The sequence below is a fragment of the Amycolatopsis magusensis genome (genome assembly GCF_017875555.1).
Classification (GTDB): Bacteria; Actinomycetota; Actinomycetes; order Mycobacteriales; family Pseudonocardiaceae; genus Amycolatopsis; species Amycolatopsis magusensis.
In genome coordinates, this window is sequence record NZ_JAGGMS010000001.1 from 4,943,236 (window position 1) to 4,961,676 (window position 18,441).

The 18,441-nt window shown below is 67.7% G+C and carries 18 protein-coding genes; 16 read left to right on the forward strand and 2 right to left on the reverse strand.

The features are described from left to right. Positions 1 to 63 precede the first annotated feature (63 nt). The 16 genes from JOM49_RS22145 (at position 64) to JOM49_RS44120 (ending at position 14,507) form a co-directional block, all read left to right on the forward strand. The gene (locus JOM49_RS22145) at positions 64 to 690 is read left to right on the forward strand and encodes a hypothetical protein (protein ID WP_209666162.1); all 627 of its coding nucleotides are present in this window, start codon (positions 64 to 66) and stop codon (positions 688 to 690) included. A 919-nt stretch (positions 691 to 1,609) separates the two neighbouring features. Further along, positions 1,610 to 2,194, forward strand: coding sequence for a beta-sandwich domain-containing protein (locus JOM49_RS22150; protein ID WP_209666163.1), 585 nt, complete (start codon positions 1,610 to 1,612; stop codon positions 2,192 to 2,194). After that, on the forward strand, positions 2,191 to 3,195 hold the full coding sequence (locus tag JOM49_RS22155) for an ABC transporter ATP-binding protein (RefSeq protein WP_245369415.1): 1,005 nt from the start codon (positions 2,191 to 2,193) through the stop codon (positions 3,193 to 3,195). Before JOM49_RS22150 ends, JOM49_RS22155 begins: the two co-directional genes overlap by 4 nt. A gap of 32 nt (positions 3,196 to 3,227) precedes the next feature. Beyond that, on the forward strand, positions 3,228 to 3,980 hold the full coding sequence (locus JOM49_RS22160; protein WP_209666164.1) for an ABC transporter permease: 753 nt from the start codon (positions 3,228 to 3,230) through the stop codon (positions 3,978 to 3,980). Continuing rightward, positions 3,980 to 4,774 (forward strand): ABC transporter permease, encoded by a 795-nt coding sequence (locus JOM49_RS22165; protein ID WP_209666165.1) that lies wholly within the window; start codon positions 3,980 to 3,982, stop codon positions 4,772 to 4,774. The genes JOM49_RS22160 and JOM49_RS22165 overlap by 1 nt, the downstream gene beginning before the upstream one ends. Positions 4,775 to 4,971: 197 nt before the next feature. Then, positions 4,972 to 5,142 (forward strand): lysine biosynthesis protein LysW, encoded by a 171-nt coding sequence (locus tag JOM49_RS22170; RefSeq protein WP_308158834.1) that lies wholly within the window; start codon positions 4,972 to 4,974, stop codon positions 5,140 to 5,142. Positions 5,143 to 5,179: 37 nt separating this feature from the next. Further along, on the forward strand, positions 5,180 to 6,451 hold the full coding sequence (locus JOM49_RS22175) for a DegT/DnrJ/EryC1/StrS family aminotransferase (RefSeq protein WP_209666166.1): 1,272 nt from the start codon (positions 5,180 to 5,182) through the stop codon (positions 6,449 to 6,451). Between the two features lie 12 nt (positions 6,452 to 6,463). Next, positions 6,464 to 7,222: a sulfotransferase-like domain-containing protein gene (locus tag JOM49_RS22180; protein WP_209666167.1), complete on the forward strand. Its 759-nt coding sequence runs from the start codon at positions 6,464 to 6,466 to the stop codon at positions 7,220 to 7,222. 18 nt (positions 7,223 to 7,240) lie between these two features. Next, on the forward strand, positions 7,241 to 7,981 hold the full coding sequence (locus JOM49_RS22185; protein ID WP_209666168.1) for a LuxR C-terminal-related transcriptional regulator: 741 nt from the start codon (positions 7,241 to 7,243) through the stop codon (positions 7,979 to 7,981). A gap of 39 nt (positions 7,982 to 8,020) precedes the next feature. Then, the gene (locus JOM49_RS44115) at positions 8,021 to 8,614 is read left to right on the forward strand and encodes an MbtH family protein (RefSeq protein WP_209666169.1); all 594 of its coding nucleotides are present in this window, start codon (positions 8,021 to 8,023) and stop codon (positions 8,612 to 8,614) included. Positions 8,615 to 8,823: 209 nt separating this feature from the next. Then, positions 8,824 to 9,678 carry a RimK family alpha-L-glutamate ligase gene (locus JOM49_RS22195; protein WP_209666170.1) on the forward strand — a complete coding sequence of 285 codons (855 nt, stop codon included), beginning with the start codon at positions 8,824 to 8,826 and terminating at the stop codon, positions 9,676 to 9,678. Further along, positions 9,675 to 10,700, forward strand: coding sequence for an N-acetyl-gamma-glutamyl-phosphate reductase (gene argC, locus JOM49_RS22200; protein WP_209666171.1), 1,026 nt, complete (start codon positions 9,675 to 9,677; stop codon positions 10,698 to 10,700). The genes JOM49_RS22195 and argC overlap by 4 nt, the downstream gene beginning before the upstream one ends. Before the next feature lie 18 nt (positions 10,701 to 10,718). Further along, positions 10,719 to 11,549: a [LysW]-aminoadipate kinase gene (locus JOM49_RS22205; protein WP_209666172.1), complete on the forward strand. Its 831-nt coding sequence runs from the start codon at positions 10,719 to 10,721 to the stop codon at positions 11,547 to 11,549. A 14-nt stretch (positions 11,550 to 11,563) separates the two neighbouring features. Further along, positions 11,564 to 12,685 (forward strand): M20/M25/M40 family metallo-hydrolase, encoded by a 1,122-nt coding sequence (locus JOM49_RS22210; RefSeq protein WP_308158835.1) that lies wholly within the window; start codon positions 11,564 to 11,566, stop codon positions 12,683 to 12,685. After that, a complete protein-coding gene (locus JOM49_RS22215) occupies positions 12,682 to 13,548 on the forward strand; it encodes a transketolase (RefSeq protein ID WP_209666173.1) in 867 nt (288 codons plus the stop codon). Before JOM49_RS22210 ends, JOM49_RS22215 begins: the two co-directional genes overlap by 4 nt. After that, on the forward strand, positions 13,545 to 14,507 hold the full coding sequence (locus JOM49_RS44120; protein WP_308158836.1) for a transketolase family protein: 963 nt from the start codon (positions 13,545 to 13,547) through the stop codon (positions 14,505 to 14,507). The genes JOM49_RS22215 and JOM49_RS44120 overlap by 4 nt, the downstream gene beginning before the upstream one ends. A 417-nt stretch (positions 14,508 to 14,924) precedes the next feature. Here the strand turns inward: JOM49_RS44120 and JOM49_RS22225 are convergent, their stop codons facing one another. Continuing rightward, a complete protein-coding gene (locus JOM49_RS22225; RefSeq protein WP_209666174.1) occupies positions 14,925 to 16,178 on the reverse strand; it encodes a glycosyltransferase family 4 protein in 1,254 nt (417 codons plus the stop codon). Beyond that, complete coding sequence (locus JOM49_RS22230) at positions 16,175 to 18,400, reverse strand: acyl-CoA dehydrogenase family protein (RefSeq protein ID WP_209666175.1); 2,226 nt, start codon at positions 18,398 to 18,400, stop codon at positions 16,175 to 16,177. The genes JOM49_RS22225 and JOM49_RS22230 overlap by 4 nt, the downstream gene beginning before the upstream one ends. Positions 18,401 to 18,441 lie beyond the last annotated feature (41 nt).

Sequence of the window (18,441 nt, forward strand, 5' to 3'; positions counted from 1 at the left end):
GTTCGTGCTCGGCGACACGATCACCATCATCGAGGGCTGACCCGCGATAGTCGAGAAGGAGTCATGCGCACACATCTCTCCCGCACCCGGGGCTGGGCGGTCTTTGGCCTGGTGATCGCGGCGCTCGTCGGCGGCTGCGGCCGACCCAGCGGTCCACCGCAACCCAGGCCCGCACCCATCGCGACCACCACCTCGACCACACCTGCGCCGCCGCTCAAGTACAACTCCGCCCAATTACCCAACTGCGCGACAATCCACGCCGAAGTACCCGGGCTACCGCCCCCCGAACGGGTAAACGACTCGACCGACAACGGCATTGCGCCCGGGCGAAGCTGCACCTTCCGGGGCATCGGCGATGACGAGTCCTACGCTGACCTCAGCGTCGCGGCCTGGGAGCACTCAGAGAACGCCTACGGCCCCCAGCTAGGGAACAAGCGGGCCAAAGAAGACTTCAACCGGCGCGCGACCCCACAGGACGAGCAGATCAGCGACCTCGGCATCGGAGCGGAAGCCCGCTGGTCAGACCCCGACGGCGGCAGGGCCGGCTGCCGACTGGCGGTCCTCGACGACAACGCGGTGATCAGCGTGTTCTACGTCTCCGGCAAGAACGATCCGCCACGAGGCGAGCAATGCCGGACACGTACGACAGACCTGGCCACACAGCTCTACACAGCCATACAGCCACAGTAGACCGCCGCCACGTCCAGCCTAACGAGGGCGAAATCCCGTCTAGCGCGAACTGCCGCTGTTAGATCAGCGCCGGCCCGCCTCCGAACCGAGGAGCACCGTGGCGGGTTAACACGTCGGCCGGATCACCGCCCGCTCAGCGGCATGAGTGGGCATCCGTGAGGTGGTGACGGTTGGGCTCCGCTCACGAGCCGGAGTAATCGGCCCACCGGCCCTTCTTCGTTCTGGTGAACCACTCTGCGGCGTGGCGGGCCAACTTTTCGATTGACGAGCCGTTCGCTGGGAGGAGCAGCCCGTCTGGCCCCGACAGGCGGACCAGAGCCTCCTCGGCTCTCACTCCGTCGTCCCAGTTGAGGCATGACGGGCGAGTACTTCCGCGACCTCGTGCAGCAGAGCCTGGGGCAGCAGGCGGTGGGTGTGGCTGAGCGGCCGCTGACCAGAGGCATCACCCCTCATCGATCGATGCCCAGTGCGAACAGGAACCGGCTGAGCACGTTCTCCGGGCGGACGGGGTCGGCGGAGGCGCCACGCAGGTCCGCGTGAAGCTGGCCGTCGGGTCGCCGGCCGTATTCTGCTCGTATTCTGGACGTGTACTGGTTTTGGTTAATCTTCAGTGCGTAATGCTGGTCTGGTTCGCCGGGCTGTGGTCGCGACGAAGGGCTGGGTATCTTCTGATGACGAAATGGGCGCGACCGATCCCGCGATAACGCTGGCGCTGACTCTGAGATTCTCCCGGTGGAACGGAACTGGTTCCGCCGACGATTTTTCGATTCAGCGACTATTGCCGTGTCAACATGCCGACTATCGGGGGTAACCACCGTGACTACGAGGCCGGCCCGAGTCTTGACAGCTGTCGAGTTCGGTGCTCACGATGACCTGCGGCGAGTGGACCATATTTCGAATCGACTCCGGGGATGATGGTATGCGAACTGACATCGAGAGTCGGGTACAGGCTTTTCCGGTAGACCTCTCGGCATACTTCAACAACACCGGTGCGACCGCGAAATCAGACCTGGCGCGAGGTCGGCTCAACGTGTGGCAGAATTCCTTCCCCGCTGAGGAGTTGCCTGATGCGGGAATATTCGTCGCTACCTCGGTGCCGTTCGAGTTTCCTGCGATCGGCCCCGGTCGGCACGACAACATCCGCTGTGCCGGCCAGCGGGTGGAGCTACCGGCCGGGCGCTGGGACTGGATCTACTTGCTGGCCTGCTCGGAGCGCCGGTCCGAGGACGTGCTGCAACTCCACTACACCGACGGAACCGTGGACGCCGAATGGTTGCGTGTTTCGGACTTCTGGCCGGCGTCACCACCGCATTTCGGTGAGGTGGAGGCGATCCGCTGCGAACAGATGCACTTCCCACGCCACATCCAGCCACGCGTCGGGCCCCGTATCTGGCAGCAGCGTGTCCCCGTGCCCCGGCAGCACGACCTGGCGGCACTGCGGCTGCCGGACAACATCGCGATCCACGTTTTCGCGATGACCCTGGTGAATCAGGGGCTGGGATGAGGCCGCTGATCGTGGTGCGCGACCTCGTCAAGGAGTTCCACCGGCCCAAGCGTGTCGAGGGCCGGTTCGGTGGGCTGCGCACCATGTTCACCCGGGAACGCGTCACCAAGCGTGCCGTGGACGGGATCAGCTTCACCCTCCAGGAGGGTGAGCTGGTCGGCTATCTCGGACCGAACGGAGCGGGCAAGTCCACCACGGTGAAGATGTTGGCGGGCATCCTCGTGCCCACCTCCGGCACGGTCGAGGTGGCCGGTGCGGTTCCGTGGCGCGACCGGAGTCGCAACGCACGGCAGATCGGCCTCGTGTTCGGGCAGCGCTCCCAGCTGTGGTGGGATCTGCCGCTGCGTGAATCGTTGCGCCTGATCGGCGATCTGTACGAGGTGCCAGACGACCGCTACCGGCTCAACCTGGCCCACCACTCCGAACTGCTCGAACTCGGCCCTTTCCTCGACACGCCCGTCCGGCAGCTTTCCCTCGGGCAGCGCATGCGCGGCGACCTGGCCGCCGCCCTGCTCTACGAGCCACGTGTGTTGTACCTGGATGAGCCCACCGTCGGCTTGGACGTCGTGGCGCGCGATCGCATCCGCGGGTTCATCGCCGAGCTGAACCGGGAGCGCGGTACCACTGTCGTGCTCACCACGCACGATCTCGACGAGGTCGAGCGGCTGTGCGACCGGATCGTGCTCATCGACCAGGGACGGGTGCTGTTCGACGGTGGAGTGGAGGCGCTGAAGAGCCGGTTCCCGCCGCACCGGGAGCTGGTGATGCGACTGGCCGGGCAGCACATAGTCCCCGACGTGCCGGGCACAGTCGTTCGGGAAGCCGGCGAGGGCCGCTGGGCGGTGCGGTTCGATCCTGCTGTCACGCCCGCCGCGGCACTGGTCGCCGAACTGCTCCGTCGATATGCCGTCGCCGACCTGTCCGTCCAGGAGGCCCGGCTGGAGGACGTTGTGCACCGTCTGTACACCGAACCCGCCCATGTCCCCCCGGCACCGTGCTAGCGCGGGCACGCGGCCACCTCGCGTGCCTGCGGGTGCAGGTCCGCACCGTTTTGACCTATCGGCTCAACTACCTGATCAGCGTCATCGGCGTGATCATGCACATCTACCTGCTCAACGTGGTCTGGAGCGCGGTGTACGAGGGGCGTGGCGCGGTCGAAGGGGTGCCCCTGGAGACGGTGATGGTCTATTCCACGTTCGCCGCGGTCCAGAACTGGCTGCTGGTTCCGTGGGAGTTCTCCCTCATCCCGGCCAGGGTGCGCGAGGGGCAGGTGGCGTTCGACCTGGTTCGGCCGATCGGCTTTGTGGGACAGGTGGTGGCGGGCCAGTTCGGCCGCACACTCGCGGTGCTGCCGCTCGCGGTGGCGTTGCTCCCGCTGGCCGTGGTCGTCGGACGGAGCCAGTCACCCGCGTCCCCGGCGGCCGGTGTCTGGTACGTGGCCGGGTTGCTCGGGGCGTGGATCGTGGCAACCCAGCTGTCGATAGTGGTGGGAATGCTGGCGTTCTGGACCCTGGAGGTCAGCGGTTGGTTCCTGGTCTACCGGATGGTGTCGCTGTTTTTGTCGGGTGCACTGGTCCCGCTGTGGTTCATGCCCCCTGCGCTGCGGGTGCTCGCCGAGGTGCTGCCCTTTCAGGCCATCACCTACGGGCCGGTCGCGGTGTACCTGGGCCGGGAGGACGGACTCGGGGTCATCGGCGTGCAGTTGTTGTGGATTGCGCTGCTCGCGGTGCTGTCCCGGTGGATATGGGTACGGGCATTGCACCGCGTCGTCGTGCAAGGAGGGTGATGTTCCGCTATTGGTGGTCGGCGACCAGGGCGGCGCTGCGTGCCGAGGCTCAGTACCGCGCGAACTTCGTGGTGTCCGTGATCGCGAGCCTGTGCTACCAGGGAGTCGGCCTGGCGTCGATCGGTGTGGTCTTGTCGACGTTCGAAACGCTCGGCGGGTGGACGCTCCCGGAGGTCGCGTTCCTCTACGGGTTGCGGCTCACCGCCCACGGGCTGTGGGTTGTGCTCTTCAGCCAGCTCTTGGTGATCGACCAGATCGTGCGCGAGGGCCATTTCGACCGATTCCTCGTGCGCCCGGGCAATCCGCTGGTGCACCTCATGACACACCGGACCGCGTTGACCCCCGTCGGCGACCTGCTCGGTGGGCTCGTGTTGCTCGCGGTCGTCATGACCTTGGTGCCCGTCAACTGGTCGTTGCTCGGCATCCTGTACCTGATCGCCGCCGTCGTCGGCGGTGCGCTGACCGAACTCTCCCTGCAATTGGCCGCTTCGTCGTTGACGTTTCGGACATTGTCCAGCCAAGCACTTCGGGTTACGATCGATACGATCTTCGGAACCTTCGGAAACTACCCGACGAAAATTTTTTCGGCCGCGGCCCGGTTCGCACTGACCTTCTTGCTGCCGTTGGCATTCGTCGCGTATCTGCCCGGGGCGGTGCTACTCGACAAGGCTGGGGAGCTTCACGTCCCTGCTGTGGTCGGGTATGCGGCACCGGCCGTCGGTGTGGTTCTGTTCGCGGCAGCCTACGCGGTCTGGCGTCGCCAGTTGCGCCACTATCAAAGTGGTGGCCATTAGTATGAGTGATGAGTCAATTTACTGACCAATGCCTCTCGGGAGGTGGACGCGGAACCTAAAGGATCGTAAAGTTGGCGTATAAATGTGCAGGGCTGGCAAGGCGGTTGATAGTAGCCCTCCGCAGATCGATATTTTTCCAGAACCGCTGTCGACGATTCTGATTGCCGAGAATGGTCGCCCCAGTGTTAAGGAGAGTCGTGGTTGCCATCCTCTGTCCGACATGCGATGTGGGAGTCGCGGTCGACAACACGGTCCTGCCCAACGAAATCGTGATGTGCGGGGAATGTCGAAGTGAACTGGAGGTCGTGACCACCGACCCGATCCGGCTCGCTCTTGCCCCCGAGATCGAGGAAGACTGGGGCGAATAGCCGTCGGATACCGTTCACGACCGAAATCGGAGACTCGATGACGAAACTCGCCATGTTCGGTGGTGCGCCGGCGGTGACCCGTGGCACGCCGCAGTCTTCCTGGCCGGTGGTGACCGACCAGGATACGGAGGCCGTGCTCGGTGTCATGCGCAGCGGTAGGTTCACCGCGGCATCGGCGGGTGAACAAGAGATCCGGTCGCTGGAACGGGAGTGGGCCGAGCGGGTCGGCACCGCACACTGCCTCGCGGTGGCCAACGGAACGGCGGCATTGACGATCGCGCTGGCCGCAGCCGGTGTCGGGCGAGGGTACGAGGTCATCGTGCCTGCCCTCAGCTTCGTCGGCAGCGCACTCGCCCCCTTGCACGTCGGTGCCACGCCGGTGTTCGTCGACGTCCACCCCTCGACCTTCAATCTCAGCCCGGATCACCTGGCCGCGGCCGTGTCCGGCCGCACCGCGGCGGTGCTCCCGGTGCACCTGCACGGACTGCCCGCCGACATGGACGAGATACTGGCGTTCGCCGGGCAGCGGGGCCTGGTCGTGGTCGAAGACGTGGCACAGGCACCCGGGGTCCGGTACCGGGGAAGGATCACCGGTTCGCTCGGCGACCTCGGCGCGCTTAGCCTCAACGTGTCCAAAAACCTCCCCACGTGCGGCGAAGGCGGCCTGCTCACCACCGGCGATCCCGAGTTGGCCGACCGCGCGGAGCTGCTGCGGCAGTTCGGCGAGCGGCTGGGAGGCCGCGGCGAACGCCCCTATGTGTCGCACGCACCGGGCTGGAACGCCAAGATCAACGCGATTCAGGCCGCCTTCACCAGAAGCCAGCTCACGCGGTTCGACGAGCAGCGCGCCGTGCGTGATCGCAATGTCACGCGACTGCTGGCCCGGGTTGCCGAACTGCCGGGCTTCACCGCCCCTGAGGTGCCTGCCGACCGTGAACACGGCTGGCACATTCTCCGTTTCCGAGTACGACCCGAGGCGTTCGGCCTACCGGAGTCGCGGGCTTCGGTCCTGCGGGCCGTAACCGTCCGGGTGATGCGGGCCGAGGGTGTTCCGGTGTCGCGCTACCAGACCAGGCCACTGTCCGAGCAGCCGATCTTCGCCGACGCCGGTGCACCGAGCAGGGCGCTCGATGTATCCGTGACCCGTGCCGTGGTGCAGGACTCGTTCGTACTCCAGCGAATCCACCTGAACCCGGGGGCCGGTGACCTGCTGGAGCGGGTGGCCGAGGCGTTCAGCAAGGTATGGGAGCACCGGGCTGTCGTCGCGAACATGGCCGATTCGCACACACCAGACCGAACTCCGGCTTGAGGGGGCAGTCACATGGTTACCGCACCGAACACGCCCGTCCACACGGCTGAAGGACGACGGGTCTTGGCATTGTGGAGTGCTCCGCGCAGCCGGTCGACCGCGTTCTTCCGCATGATGCTGCAACGGGCGGACTTTTTTTCCGTGCACGAGCCGTTCTCCACCAGGGCGGAGTTCGGTGCGGTCGATCTCGGCGGCACCCTGGCGGTCACGGAGACCGAGGTGATGCACCGGCTTCGTTCGCTGTCCGAGGCGCGGCCTGTCTTCTTCAAGGACACCACGGACGAGCGATACGCCACCGTGCTCTCCGATGAGAAGTTCTTGGCCGAGGACGTATGCAGCACCTTCATCATCCGTCATCCGGCCGAGACCTTGCCGTCCTACTACGCGACCAATCCGGACGTCCGATGCCACCAGATCGGGATCGAGCACCAGTACGAGATGTTCTCGCTGGTCTGGCGGCTGACGGGGGCCCTGCCGCTGGTCATCGATTCGGCTGATCTGATAGCCGCACCCGAGGCGACGACCTCGGCCTACTTCGACCTGCTCGGCCTGCCGTACGTGCCAGAGGCCCTGTCGTGGCCAGCCGGCGACCGGCCCGAGTGGCGGGCCACCGCTCGATGGCATCGGGATGTGGCCTCGACAACCGGTTTCGCGGACCTGCCCGCAGGACACGGGGTGCGCATGGCGGACCTCGGTCACCTCGCCGGTTGCCTCGAGTATCAGCTTCCCTTCTACGAGAAGCTGCACCAGTACCGGCTGCGCCTCGGATGAGAGGAAGAGGAGTCGGACATGACCACGCAGGTTGCGGACGGGGGCACGCCGCCCAGTCGATCGGATCGCGAAGTGCATTCGGGGGTCACTGTGTCGCTGGAAGTACTGATATGTAATCAGCTGCCCATCGTCCGCGATGGTTTGTCCACATTGCTCGGTGTCGTGCCCGACATCACCGTGGTGGAGAGTACGAGCAGTGGCATCCAGGCGCTGATGCTCGTCCGCACCCTGCGTCCTGACGTGGTGGTGACCGGGTTGGCTCTGGACGGGATCTCCGGGTTGGAGCTGGTCCGGCGGGTCGGCAGGGAGTTCGTCGACACCGGACCCCGGGTTGTCGTGTTCGCGGCGAACGACAGTGAGGAACTGGTGCGTTCGGTCCTGCAGGCCGGCGCGAACGGCTTGCTGCTCGCCGACGCGACCCGCGAGGAGATCACGGTGGCGGTGCGGGCCGCCGCGCGGGGTCAGACGATGCTCGCGCCCGCTGTCGCCCAGCGCCTCATCGACTGGTTCAGGCAGAGCCCCGGCGAACGGAGCGAGGAGGTACTGCGTGCTGTGGTCACTGAACTGACGCCGCGGGAGAGACAGGTGCTGGTGATGTTCGCCGGCGGTAAGTCGACCGGCGAGATCGCCGACGAACTGGCCATCGGCATCAACACCGTCCGCACCCACGTGTACCGGTTGCGGTGCAAGCTCAACGTGCGCGACCGCAGTCAGCTCGTGTCCTTCGCCTACCGAGCCGGCCTGATGCGTTCGGCCTGACGTCCGAAACCGTTGAACCGAGCGAGAACGGAGGTAGCGATGACCGAGGAGATCGTCGAAGACGTCTACGCGGTGGTCCGCAACGACGAGGAGCAATACTCGATCTGGCCGGTGAGCCGTAGCCTGCCTGAGGGTTGGTACGCAGCCGACTTCCAGGGCTCCAAGGCGGACTGTCTCGCGCACGTCGACGAGGTTTGGACCGACATGCGGCCGCGTAGTCTGCGGGAGGCTCTGGCGGAGGCCGCGAACCGGCCGCCCGCCGAGGAGGTCGTCGAACCCTCCGGTCCCGACCTGGTGTCCCGACTGTGTGACGGCGAGCAGGGAATCCAGGTGGTGCTCCGGCCGGAATCCTCGGCGGCCCGGCTGGCCGAGGCCATCGACCGCGGCTACGTGCACGTGCTCGTCCCGGGCACCGACGGTGGCACCGAGCTCGGCGTGACCCTCGACGAGGCCGAGACTGACCGCTCGCGCGCCGACTTCGTCGCCGGCACCGGGTCCATTCAACTCGCGGGAGGGCTGACTCTGGACTTCCAGAGGCTCCGATGCGCGGTGTCGGTCGACATCGCGACGATGGCCGGGGTCGGCGTGCTGCGTCGTGCCGGAACCAGTGCTGACGCGACTGTTTCCCAGTAGTCGAAAAAACAATCGGTGGAAGTCATCGCGATGACGCGGACGGGTGGCGGCGGCCGCGCGGGATCGTGGGCTCACGGGCCGGTTGATCGTAACGCTTATAGCGGGTAGTCGCTGCGATCAGGCGGTGGTCGGCGCGCTGAGGACGATCGCCGCACCTGCGTCCGCCTAATGTGTTTCTGCGAGCTGCGGAAAAGGAAAGTGGGGAACAGGTGGAGCGTACGGCGGCTGTTCTCACCTCACGTGTGCACGTCGAGGAGAGGTTGATCTTCGCGGCTTTCGCGCGGCGCGGGCTGGACTGCGTCCAGGTCGATCCGCGTCGGCTGCCGTTGTGGCTGGGCGCGTCGGCGCCGGATTGGTCTGCGGTGCTCAACCGGGAGATCAGCCACACCAGGGCCAGCTACGCGGCTCTCACACTGGAGGCGATGGGAAGCACGGTGGTGAACTCCGCCGCGTCGACCGAATTGTGCGGCGACAAGTGGCGCACGTCCCTCGCCCTGTTCGCCGCGGGAGTGCCGACGCCACGGACCGCGCTGGCGCTCACGCCGGAAGCCGCGCTCGTCACGTTGGACGAGATGGGTTACCCCGCGGTGATCAAACCGCTCGTCGGTTCATGGGGCCGGCTGGTGACGCTGGTACCCGACCGGCAGACGGCGGCAACCGTGCTGGAGTACGTCGCGGCGCTGCCGTCACCACGTTCGCACGTCGTGTATGCGCAGCGGTTCGTGCGCAAGGCGGATCGCGATCTCCGGGTGATCGTGGTGGGTGGGGAGGTCCTCGGTGCCACGTACCGGCGCGGGGATGGCTGGCGGACGAACGTGAAGCGAGGTGCGGCGAGCGAACCGTGCGCGGTCACTCCGGAACTGGCCGAGCTGGCGGCCGCGGCAGCCGGCTGCGTCGGCGTGGACATCGCCGGCGTCGATCTGGTCGAGTGCCCGAATGAGGGCCTTCTGGTCCTCGAGGTGAACCACCGGGTCGAGTTCGCGAGTTTCCAGGCTGCGCAGGGGGAGCGGGTCGACGTCGCCGACCGGATGGTCGACCACCTGCTGCTCAGGGCGGGGTCATGATCACCGCCGGGATCGTCGGTGGCGCCGGCTACATCGGCGGGGAACTGTTGCGAATCCTGCTCGGGCATCCCGCGGTCCGAGTGGAATGCGTTACTTCGGAACGGTCGGCGGGCCGCCGGGTCGACGACGCGCATCCCAATCTACGCGGCCGTTGCCACCTGACCTTCCGCGCGGGGTCCGAAATGGACCACTACGACGTGGTGTTCAGCGCCGACCGGCACCGGCAAGCGATGCGTTCGCTCCCCACCCTGCTGGCTCACGCGGACGTGGTGATCGATCTGTCGGCCGACTTCCGTTTGCGGGACCCACTGATCTACGAAAAGTACTACGGCGTACCGCACGAGGCGACGGAATTGCTCAGCACGTTCGTGACCGGGTTGCCCGAGCGTTACCGCGAACAGCTCAGCACCGCCAACCGGATCAGCGTCCCCGGCTGTATGGCGACCGCAGGCATCCTCGCGATCGCCCCCCTGCGCGAGGCTGGCGTCCTGGTAGGCGAGGTGACCGTCGACGCGCGCACGGGATCCAGTGGTTCCGGAGCGTCTGTCGGCAACCGCAACACCCACGCCGAGCGGGCGGGGGCCATGCGGGTGTTCGCGCCACTGACCCACCGCCATGAAGCGGAGATCCGGCAGGAGACCGCGCTCGTCACGCGGATGACGGCGACGGGGGTCGAAGCGGTGCGCGGTGTCCAGGTGCTGTGTCGTGTCGGGCTTGCCGACGGCGTGGACGAGCGCACCGTGCGCGCCATCTACCACCGCCGGTACGAGCACGAACCGTTCGTGCGCGTGGTGGCCAGGAATCGTGGGTTGTACCGGTTCCCGGAACCGAAGATCCTTTCCGGCTCGAACTTCTGTGATGTGGGGTTCGCAGTGGACGAACCGGCGCGAACCGGTGTTCTCGTCGCGGCACTGGACAACCTCGTCAAGGGCGGCGCGGGGAACGCCGTGCAGTGCATGAATATCCGCTTCGGGTTGCCGGAGTCGAACGGTTTGGAGTTCACCGGCCTGCACCCGAACTGACTGGAGGAACGTGTCGGAATGCTGGTGGTCAAGTGCGGCGGTCACGCCGAGGTCGACCCGCTCGCGGTGTGTCGGGACCTGTCCGGACTCGTGCGCGCCGGTGAACAGGTGGTGTTGGTGCACGGCGGTTCGGCCGAGGTCGACGGGCTGGCGCGCAGGCTCGGCGTGCCGATGCGACGCATGGTCGCGCCGGACGGCGTGTCGGCCCGTCGCACCGACGCCGCCACACTCGAGGTTCTCCACCTCGCACTCGCGGGCGCGGTGAAGCCGCGACTCGTCAGGGCGCTGGCCGGAGCCGGGGTGTCCGCGGTCGGCCTGACGGGCGTGGACGGAGGTCTCCTCCTTGCCCGCCGCAAGGGCACGCACCGGGCAGTGGTCAACGGGCGCACCGTGATCATCCGTGGCGACCACAGTGGACGGATCACGGCGGTGAACGGTCGGCTGCTGCGGTCGCTGCTCGCCGATGGCCACGTGCCGGTCGTTTCGCCGCCCGCACTGGCCGAGGACGGTGGCGCCGTGAACGTCGACGCCGATCGGGTCGCGGCGATGCTCGCGGCAGAACTGCGAGCCACGCGACTCGTGCTGCTCACCGGTGCATCGGGCGTCCTCGCCGATCCCGCTGACGAGCGGTCCGTGCGGCCGACGCTCGCGCTCACCGGCACGGCCGGAGTCGACGGTGTGCGTGCCGGGATGGCGATCAAGCTGGTCGCCGCACGCGAGGCGCTCCTGGCCGGTGTGCCGGGTGTCGTCATCGCGGACGGCCGGAGCGCGCAGCCCGTCAGCGCGGCACTGGCCGGGGCGGGCACCCGGTTGACGATGGCGCCGACGACGATGCGGCCGGCCAGGTGACGGCCGGAGGTCGCGTGAGCGACACCTATGCCGTCGGCCTGCTGCGCCGGATGCTGGAGATCCCTTCACCGTCCTATGACGAATCGGCACTGGCGGCGTTCCTGGTCGACGCGATGGTCGGGCTCGGGTTCGAGGCCCATGTCGACGAGACCGGCAACGTGGTCGGTGAAATCCGCCGGGGTGCCGGTCCGACGGTGATGTTGCTGGGCCACATGGATACCGTTCCCGCCGCACTGCCGGTGCGCTCGGAGGGCGGCCGGCTCTACGGGTGCGGCGCGGTGGACGCCAAAGGGCCGCTGGCGGCGATGATCTGCGCCGCGGCGTCGGCGGCCGGTTTCCGCGGCCGGGTGGTGGTCGCCGGGGTGGTCGAGGAAGAGACTCCCGATTCACGGGGTGCTATGGCCATCAGGGAGCACCATCGCCCGCCGGACGCGGTGGTGATCGGTGAACCGAGCGGGTGGTCGTCGGTCGTACTCGGCTACAAGGGAAAAGTCGACCTCCGTTACCGGGTGCGGCGACCCTCCTCACACCCGACGCATCCCGGCCCGAAAGCGATCGAGCTGGTCGTCGACGCGTGGCGGATCCTGCTCGAGGTGCTCGGGGCGGAGGCCGATCACAGCCGGTTCGATGTGCCGGGTCCTCGACTGACCTCTGTTTCCGGCGGACCGACCTCGGCCGAGGCCGAGCTGAGCATTCGCATCCCGATCGGGTTCGACATCGGCGCCATGCTGGACGAGCTGGCCCGGCGGTTGCCCGATGGCGAACTGACGCTGATCAATGCGGTTCCGGCGTGTCGCGCGAGCCGGAATGATCCGGTCGTCCGCGCGCTCGCGCACGGGATCCGTGCGCAACGCGGCCGGCCCAGGATGAAAGTGAAGACCGCGACCTCCGACATGAACACACTCGCCGAGGTGTGGACCGACGTCCCGATGGCGACTTACGGTCCGGGCGACAGCAAGCTCGACCACACCGCTGACGAGCACATCCTGCTCACCGACTACGTCCGGGGAACCCGGGTCCTGCAGTTGGCCGTCGAGGAATTGGGCGCACGGCACGGGACCGAGCCGAGAGCGGCGGCACAGCTGCGCCTGGTCGAATCGTCCGAACGGCTCGGAAGGAATGGTGGGTCGGCATGACCAAGGTGGCGAAGCCGGTCACGGCGGACGCGGGATCGGTGGCCGCTGCTCGGCGCGTGCGTGAACACGTCGTAAGGATGTGTGGCAGCGCGGACGGTGGTCACCTCGGCGGCTCCATGTCGCTTGTGGAGATACTGCTTACGCTCTACCGGCGGGTGTTGCGGGTCGATCCGGCCGTCCCGGACGCGCCGGATCGCGACATTTTGCTGCTCAGCAAGGGACACGGCGCCATCGGGCTCTACGCCGTGCTGGCCGAGCAGGGTTTTCTCCCCGTGGAGCGGTTGGCCGAATACGGTCGTCCAGGCAGCTCGCTGATGGCGCACCCCACCATGGCGGTGCCCGGCGTGGAGATGCCATCCGGTGCGCTCGGGCACGGCTTGTCGATCGGTGTCGGGTACGCGCTCGCGGCCCGGATGGACGGCTCCGATCGCCGGTGTTTCGTGGTACTCGGCGACGGTGAGCTGCAGGAGGGTTCGGTGTGGGAAGCGGCGATGGCCGCGGCCGGGCTGGGACTGGACGGGGTGACCGCCGTGGTGGACCGCAACGGGTTGCAGATAACGGGGAAGACCGAGGGCGTGGTCGGGCTCGAGCCGCTCGCGGACCGGTGGCGCGCTTTCGGATGGGTGGTGGACGAGGTCGACGGACATGACACCGAGGCTCTGGCGGCCGCTTTCCTGGTCCGGCCTCAGCCGGGCAAGCCGCGGGTGGTGATCGCCAGAACGGTGAAGGGCAAGGGATTGCCCTACGTCGAGAATAAGGTCCACAGTCACTATGCGCGGCTGGGTGAGCGCCAGCAACGCCGTGCGCTCGCGGAATTGCGAGCGCACGAATCGTCACCTGGGTCCGGGACGGCGAGCAGGTGACCGCCGACGAGGTGCGGGCCGGCCGGGAAGTCTACCGGGACCTGCTGACCGACATGATGGTCCACGACGAGCGCATCGTGTGCCTGGACAGCGACACCGGACTGTTCACCTCGGTCGACTTCGGTCCCGCCGCGAACCGGTATGTCAACGTGGGCATCGCGGAACTGAACATGATGGGCATCGCGGCCGGCCTGGCAAGGTCGGGCCGTGTTCCGGTGGTGAACACCATGGCGACGTTCGCGGTCACCAGGGCGCTGGAAAGCGTGAAGGTGAATGTCGCGCTCACCGGCCTGCCGGTGCGGATCGTGGCCACCCACGGTGGCCTGGCGGCCGGGCACCTCGGCCCGACCCACCACAGCCTGGAAGACCTGGCGATCATGCGGACCCTGCCGAACGTGACAGTCGTGGTGCCCGCAGACGCCGGGCAGACGCGTTCGTTGTTCTCCGAGGCGGTCGCCACGACCGGTCCGGTCTACTTCCGGCTCGGTCGCGGTGCCACTCCGGACCTGCCGGCGAACTTGCCCGCGGCGCGGCTCGGCGAGGCACAGACGGTGCACCACACGAACCGCGCCAGAGTCACCATCGTCGCGTGTGGACCGTATCCGGTGACGGCCGCGCTGGACGCGGCCGCCGAACTGGAGGCGGGGGGAGTGGCCGTCACCGTGCTCAACATGCACACGGTCAAGCCATTGGACGTCACAGCGCTGCTTGCCGCCGCCGGATCCAGCGAGGTGGTGGTGACCGTCGAGGAGCACTGGGCGGCGGGTGGTCTCGGCTCCGCGGTGGCGGAGGTGCTGGCCGAGTTGGCACCCGTGCGCGTGATCCGAGTGGCCGCGGCCGGGCACTTCTTCCCGGTTGCCGGAAGCCAGTCGTGGTTGCTGGCGCGAGCCGGAGTCGACCACAACCGCGTCGTGGCGGCCGCGCGGCGGGGGATCGGCGAACCTGACAGCCCCTCGTGAGCCGCCAGCGCCCGCGAAACCCGACCCGCCGGCGTACGTGATCAGCGCGCTGGCTCGTGTCTGACAAAGGTTCCGGTTCGTGGCGGGGATGCTGCTGGCGGTGCGGGATCGCGTGGCGGGATGTGCCGGTGGTGTTCGGTCCGTGGCAGACGATCTGGACGTGGCATCGCCGGATGGCCGGTGATGGCACCTGGGACGCTGTGCTGCAGCGGCTTCTGGCCACGGCGGACGCGGCCGGTGTGGTGGATTGGTCGGTGTCGGTGGATTCGACCATCGCACGGGCGCATCAGCACGCACGAACATCACCCCTCCCACGGGGGGCTGGGTCGAACTACATGAGTCTGCTGACCGAGCCGCCTGACCACGCGGTCGGCCGTTCCCGGGGGTCAAGGTGCATCGTCGAGCGCTCGCCATTGCCTACCGGTCAGCGCGCTGATGGGTGTCCCGGAACTCGTTGATCACCTGCTTGTACACCTCGAGCGTCTGCTCCGCGATGTCGGGCCAGGAGTAGACGTTGCCGCCGAGTTCGGCGGCCGCCGACGCGATGTGCGCCACCTCTTCGGGATGGTCGAGTGACCAAGTGATCGCGGCGGCCAGGGAACTGGCGTCACCAGGTGAAAAGAGCAGTCCGGTCTTCCGATTGACGATCTGCTCGAGAATGCCGTCGACCGCCGATCCGATGACTAGCTTGCCCAGCGCCTGAGCGTCGCACACCGCCTGCGGCAAGGCATCCCAGCGGCTGGGTGCGACGACGATGTCACACTCGTGGAGAAATCGATGCAGCCGATCGCGCCCGAGGATGCCCATGAACTCGACGCGCTCTCCGACACCGAGTTGCTCGGCTTGGTCCCGCAAGGGTTGCAGCAGCGGGCCGTTGCCCGCCACCCGCATCCGCAGATCCTCGCGGCCGAGTATCGAGAGCGACTCGATGAGGATGTCGATACCCTTTTGGGGGACGAGACGCCCGACCACGCCGATGGTGGTCCCCGGCCGATCGTCCCGCCAAGACGCGCATTCCTCGGTGCACTCCGGCAGTCCCGACCCGTTGTATATCACGACGCTCTTCGCCGCGACGGCGTCGTCGTACAGGAGGTCCTGCCGGGTCGCCTCGCTGACCGCGATCACCCGGTCGGCGTGTTCCAGGGCGTAACGGTCGACAGCGCGAACGTATTCGAGGACGAACGGGTTCCAACCGGCGAACAGCGACCAGCCCCCGATGCTTTCGACGACCACGTCCGGCCCGAGCCGGATGCCCAGCACCGACCCGTGCTTCGTCATGACCAGTGGGGCGGAGAAGATCCCGCCGAGCGCGACCGCCGCTGGGGCCGGCCGGAAGCCGTGGAAGTGGATCAGGTCGAATCGCTGGTCCCGGTCGATCCCGGCAACCAGCCCGAGGTTCGACTGGGACTGGCGTGCCACCGTCCACTCCGGACCGGGTTGTCCGCCGACCAGGCAGTCGCCACCCTGCTCGTGCCAGACGATCTTCGGGCCGATCTGGGGGTGCAGCAACACGTTGTCGTCGGTGGACTCGTGCTCTTCGGCCAGGATGGGCATCGCGGCGATGGTCACGTCCACGCCGAGCTGCCGCAGTGCGCCGCTGAGGAATTGGACGTGCGCGCCAGTGCCGCTCTGGGTCGCGCGGTAATCGCTGGTGATGAGCAGGATCTTCATGAGCACCTCGAATCGCTGACAATGTCGGGGAAAGCTAGTGCGCGCAGGTAGCGCGGGGTGCCGAAAACCAGGCCCTCCACCGCGGCCTGGCGGTAGTAGCGCTGGATTTCCGCCGAATCGGTCAGCCCATGGGCACCGTGCAGTTGCAGCGCGGTCGCTGTGGTGTCGCCGGCGAGCTCGGTGAGCATGGCGAGGGTGCTCGCCGCGGTGCTGTGGGCCGGGCCGGTGTGGTCGGGATCATCAGCCAGCCGGTGTAGCAGCTGCCGGGCGGCGTGCAGGCGGGTCGCCAGCTCCGCCAGGCGGAAGGAGACGTGCTGGAAAGTGGCGATCGTCGTACCGAACTGCTTGCGTCGCTTGGTGTATCCGAGCGTCAGGTCCAACGCACCCTGCGCCAGTCCGAGCAGGTAACCGGCCTGGCGCAGCCAGAGGCGAGCCAGCAGGTCTCGCCCGGCCAGCGAAGTCGCCCGCCACAACACCTCGTGGCAGTCGACCGGCGTCCCGTCGAAGGTGACACGGTGGAACCGCGTCTCGCTGAGGTCGTCGACCGGCTCGATCGACACGCCCGGCTGGCGCCGGTCCAGCAGCACGAAACGGTCGCCGTCGGAGGTGATACCGCGCACGAGAAGGAAGTCGGCACTGTCGGCGAAGGGGACGAGCTCGGCGCGGCCGGTCAGGCGGAAGCCGGAATCGGCAGGCGCCAGCGCGACGGTGTCCGGTCCCCCGGTCAGGTGCGCGCTGACTGCCACGGTGTGTTTGCCGTCGGCCACCGCGCGCACCCACGGCCACAGTGGGTGTTCCGGTCCACCTCGGGCGAGGGCTTCCGCCAGGCTGACCGTGGCGAGCCATGGGCCGCGCGCCAGCACCCTGCCCAGCGTTTCGGCGACCACAAGGGACTCGCCGAGCCGCCCATCGAGGCCACCCGCCGACGTGGGCAACGTAAGGCGGATGACGTTGCCCTTGTGCAAGGTCGACCACGCCACGTCGCTGGTACGCAGGAATCCGGACAATCGTCGCCGGTACTGCCGGTGGGGTTCGTCGAGCCGGCTCGGTTCGCTGTTTTCCGTGTGCACGCGCAGGTGCCCGGTGCTGATCGAGTAGAGCATGATCTCCGAAGTGCCCGCGGACAACGTCAGGCCGGGTGCTTCTCGGTACATGTGCTCGGCTCGCCCGAGTCGCGGTGAGCCGGAGTAGCGGCCGGACAATGCGCCTGCCGGCCCCTCCACTTCGAGCGCGAGGCGCGCGATCGGCCGGCCGAGCTCGGTGTTGTACCACTTCGACATCGCCGCGCCGACGCTGTCGATCTCTCGTGCGGCCTGCTTGCCCACCATGGTCCATGCCAGCGTGCCGCCCGCCCTGACGCGGGTGTCCAGCGCGACCACCTGGTCGGCGACGAGCGGATCGGCCAGCAGCCCGGCGCGCTCGGCGCGCTCGATCACCGCGTCGAGCCACGACCGCGCCTTCAGGTGTGCTTCGAACCCGGTCCGCTCCAGGGTGAGCGCCTCGTTGAGCAGCGGCCAGCCCTGCCCCACCGGGCCGACGACGTGATCGGCGGGCACCTCGACACCGTCGAGCACCACTGTGCTGAAGGCGTGATCGCTGAGACCGGGGACCTGTTCCAGCCCTACCCCCGGTGCGCGCAACGGAACCCAGAGCAGCGTGATGCCGTCCTGTTTCGCCTCCGCCCGCTCCCCGATCCGCGCCGCCACCAACCCGTAGTCGGCGTGGAGTGTGCCCTGCGCGTGCACTTTGGTGCCGTAGAGGCGGTACCCACCGGCGACGGGTTCGATTCTGGTCGACAGGGAGCCGAGGTCGGACCCGGCATCGGGCTCGCTGTACAGCGTGCAGGCGTTGAGCTCACCGCTGGCCAGGCGGGGCAGGTACCGTTCCCGGACGTCCTGACTGCCCGCGTTCAGCAGGAAGTCGCCGACGTAGCAGATGGACACCACGTAGTTCAGGTCGGGAAGGCCCGCTCGGACGATCTCCTGGTGCACGATGGCGGCTTCCACCGCGCCGTGACCACCGCCTCCGTACTGTCTTGGCCACCCCACCGCCAGCAAACCACGCTCGCCGAGCCTGCGGTGCGCCGGTCGCACGTCGATCTCGTCTCCCGCCGCGGTCGCGGCATGATGCCTGCGGCGAAGCAGATCGATCTCCGGATCGGCGAGCAGAGCGCGCACCGTGGTCCGCAACGCGCGCTGTTCCGAGGTGAAGCGGGGAGTCATCGGCGAAGCCTCCTGGGCGACGGTGGGCGGCAGGGCACACG

Excerpts from the sequence above, each read along its gene's own strand:
- JOM49_RS22145 (WP_209666162.1), top strand. The coding sequence starts at position 64 with ATGCGCACACATCTCTCCCGCACCCGGGGCTGGGCGGTCTTTGGCCTG.
- JOM49_RS22150 (WP_209666163.1), top strand. The coding sequence starts at position 1,610 with ATGCGAACTGACATCGAGAGTCGGGTACAGGCTTTTCCGGTAGACCTC.
- JOM49_RS22155 (WP_245369415.1), top strand. The coding sequence starts at position 2,191 with ATGAGGCCGCTGATCGTGGTGCGCGACCTCGTCAAGGAGTTCCACCGG.
- JOM49_RS22165 (WP_209666165.1), top strand. The coding sequence starts at position 3,980 with ATGTTCCGCTATTGGTGGTCGGCGACCAGGGCGGCGCTGCGTGCCGAG.
- JOM49_RS22175 (WP_209666166.1), top strand. The coding sequence starts at position 5,180 with ATGACGAAACTCGCCATGTTCGGTGGTGCGCCGGCGGTGACCCGTGGC.
- JOM49_RS22180 (WP_209666167.1), top strand. The coding sequence starts at position 6,464 with ATGGTTACCGCACCGAACACGCCCGTCCACACGGCTGAAGGACGACGG.
- JOM49_RS22185 (WP_209666168.1), top strand. The coding sequence starts at position 7,241 with ATGACCACGCAGGTTGCGGACGGGGGCACGCCGCCCAGTCGATCGGAT.
- JOM49_RS44115 (WP_209666169.1), top strand. The coding sequence starts at position 8,021 with ATGACCGAGGAGATCGTCGAAGACGTCTACGCGGTGGTCCGCAACGAC.
- argC (WP_209666171.1), top strand. The coding sequence starts at position 9,675 with ATGATCACCGCCGGGATCGTCGGTGGCGCCGGCTACATCGGCGGGGAA.
- JOM49_RS22205 (WP_209666172.1), top strand. The coding sequence starts at position 10,719 with ATGCTGGTGGTCAAGTGCGGCGGTCACGCCGAGGTCGACCCGCTCGCG.
- JOM49_RS22215 (WP_209666173.1), top strand. The coding sequence starts at position 12,682 with ATGACCAAGGTGGCGAAGCCGGTCACGGCGGACGCGGGATCGGTGGCC.
- JOM49_RS22225 (WP_209666174.1), bottom strand. The coding sequence starts at position 16,178 with ATGAAGATCCTGCTCATCACCAGCGATTACCGCGCGACCCAGAGCGGC.
- JOM49_RS22230 (WP_209666175.1), bottom strand. The coding sequence starts at position 18,400 with ATGACTCCCCGCTTCACCTCGGAACAGCGCGCGTTGCGGACCACGGTG.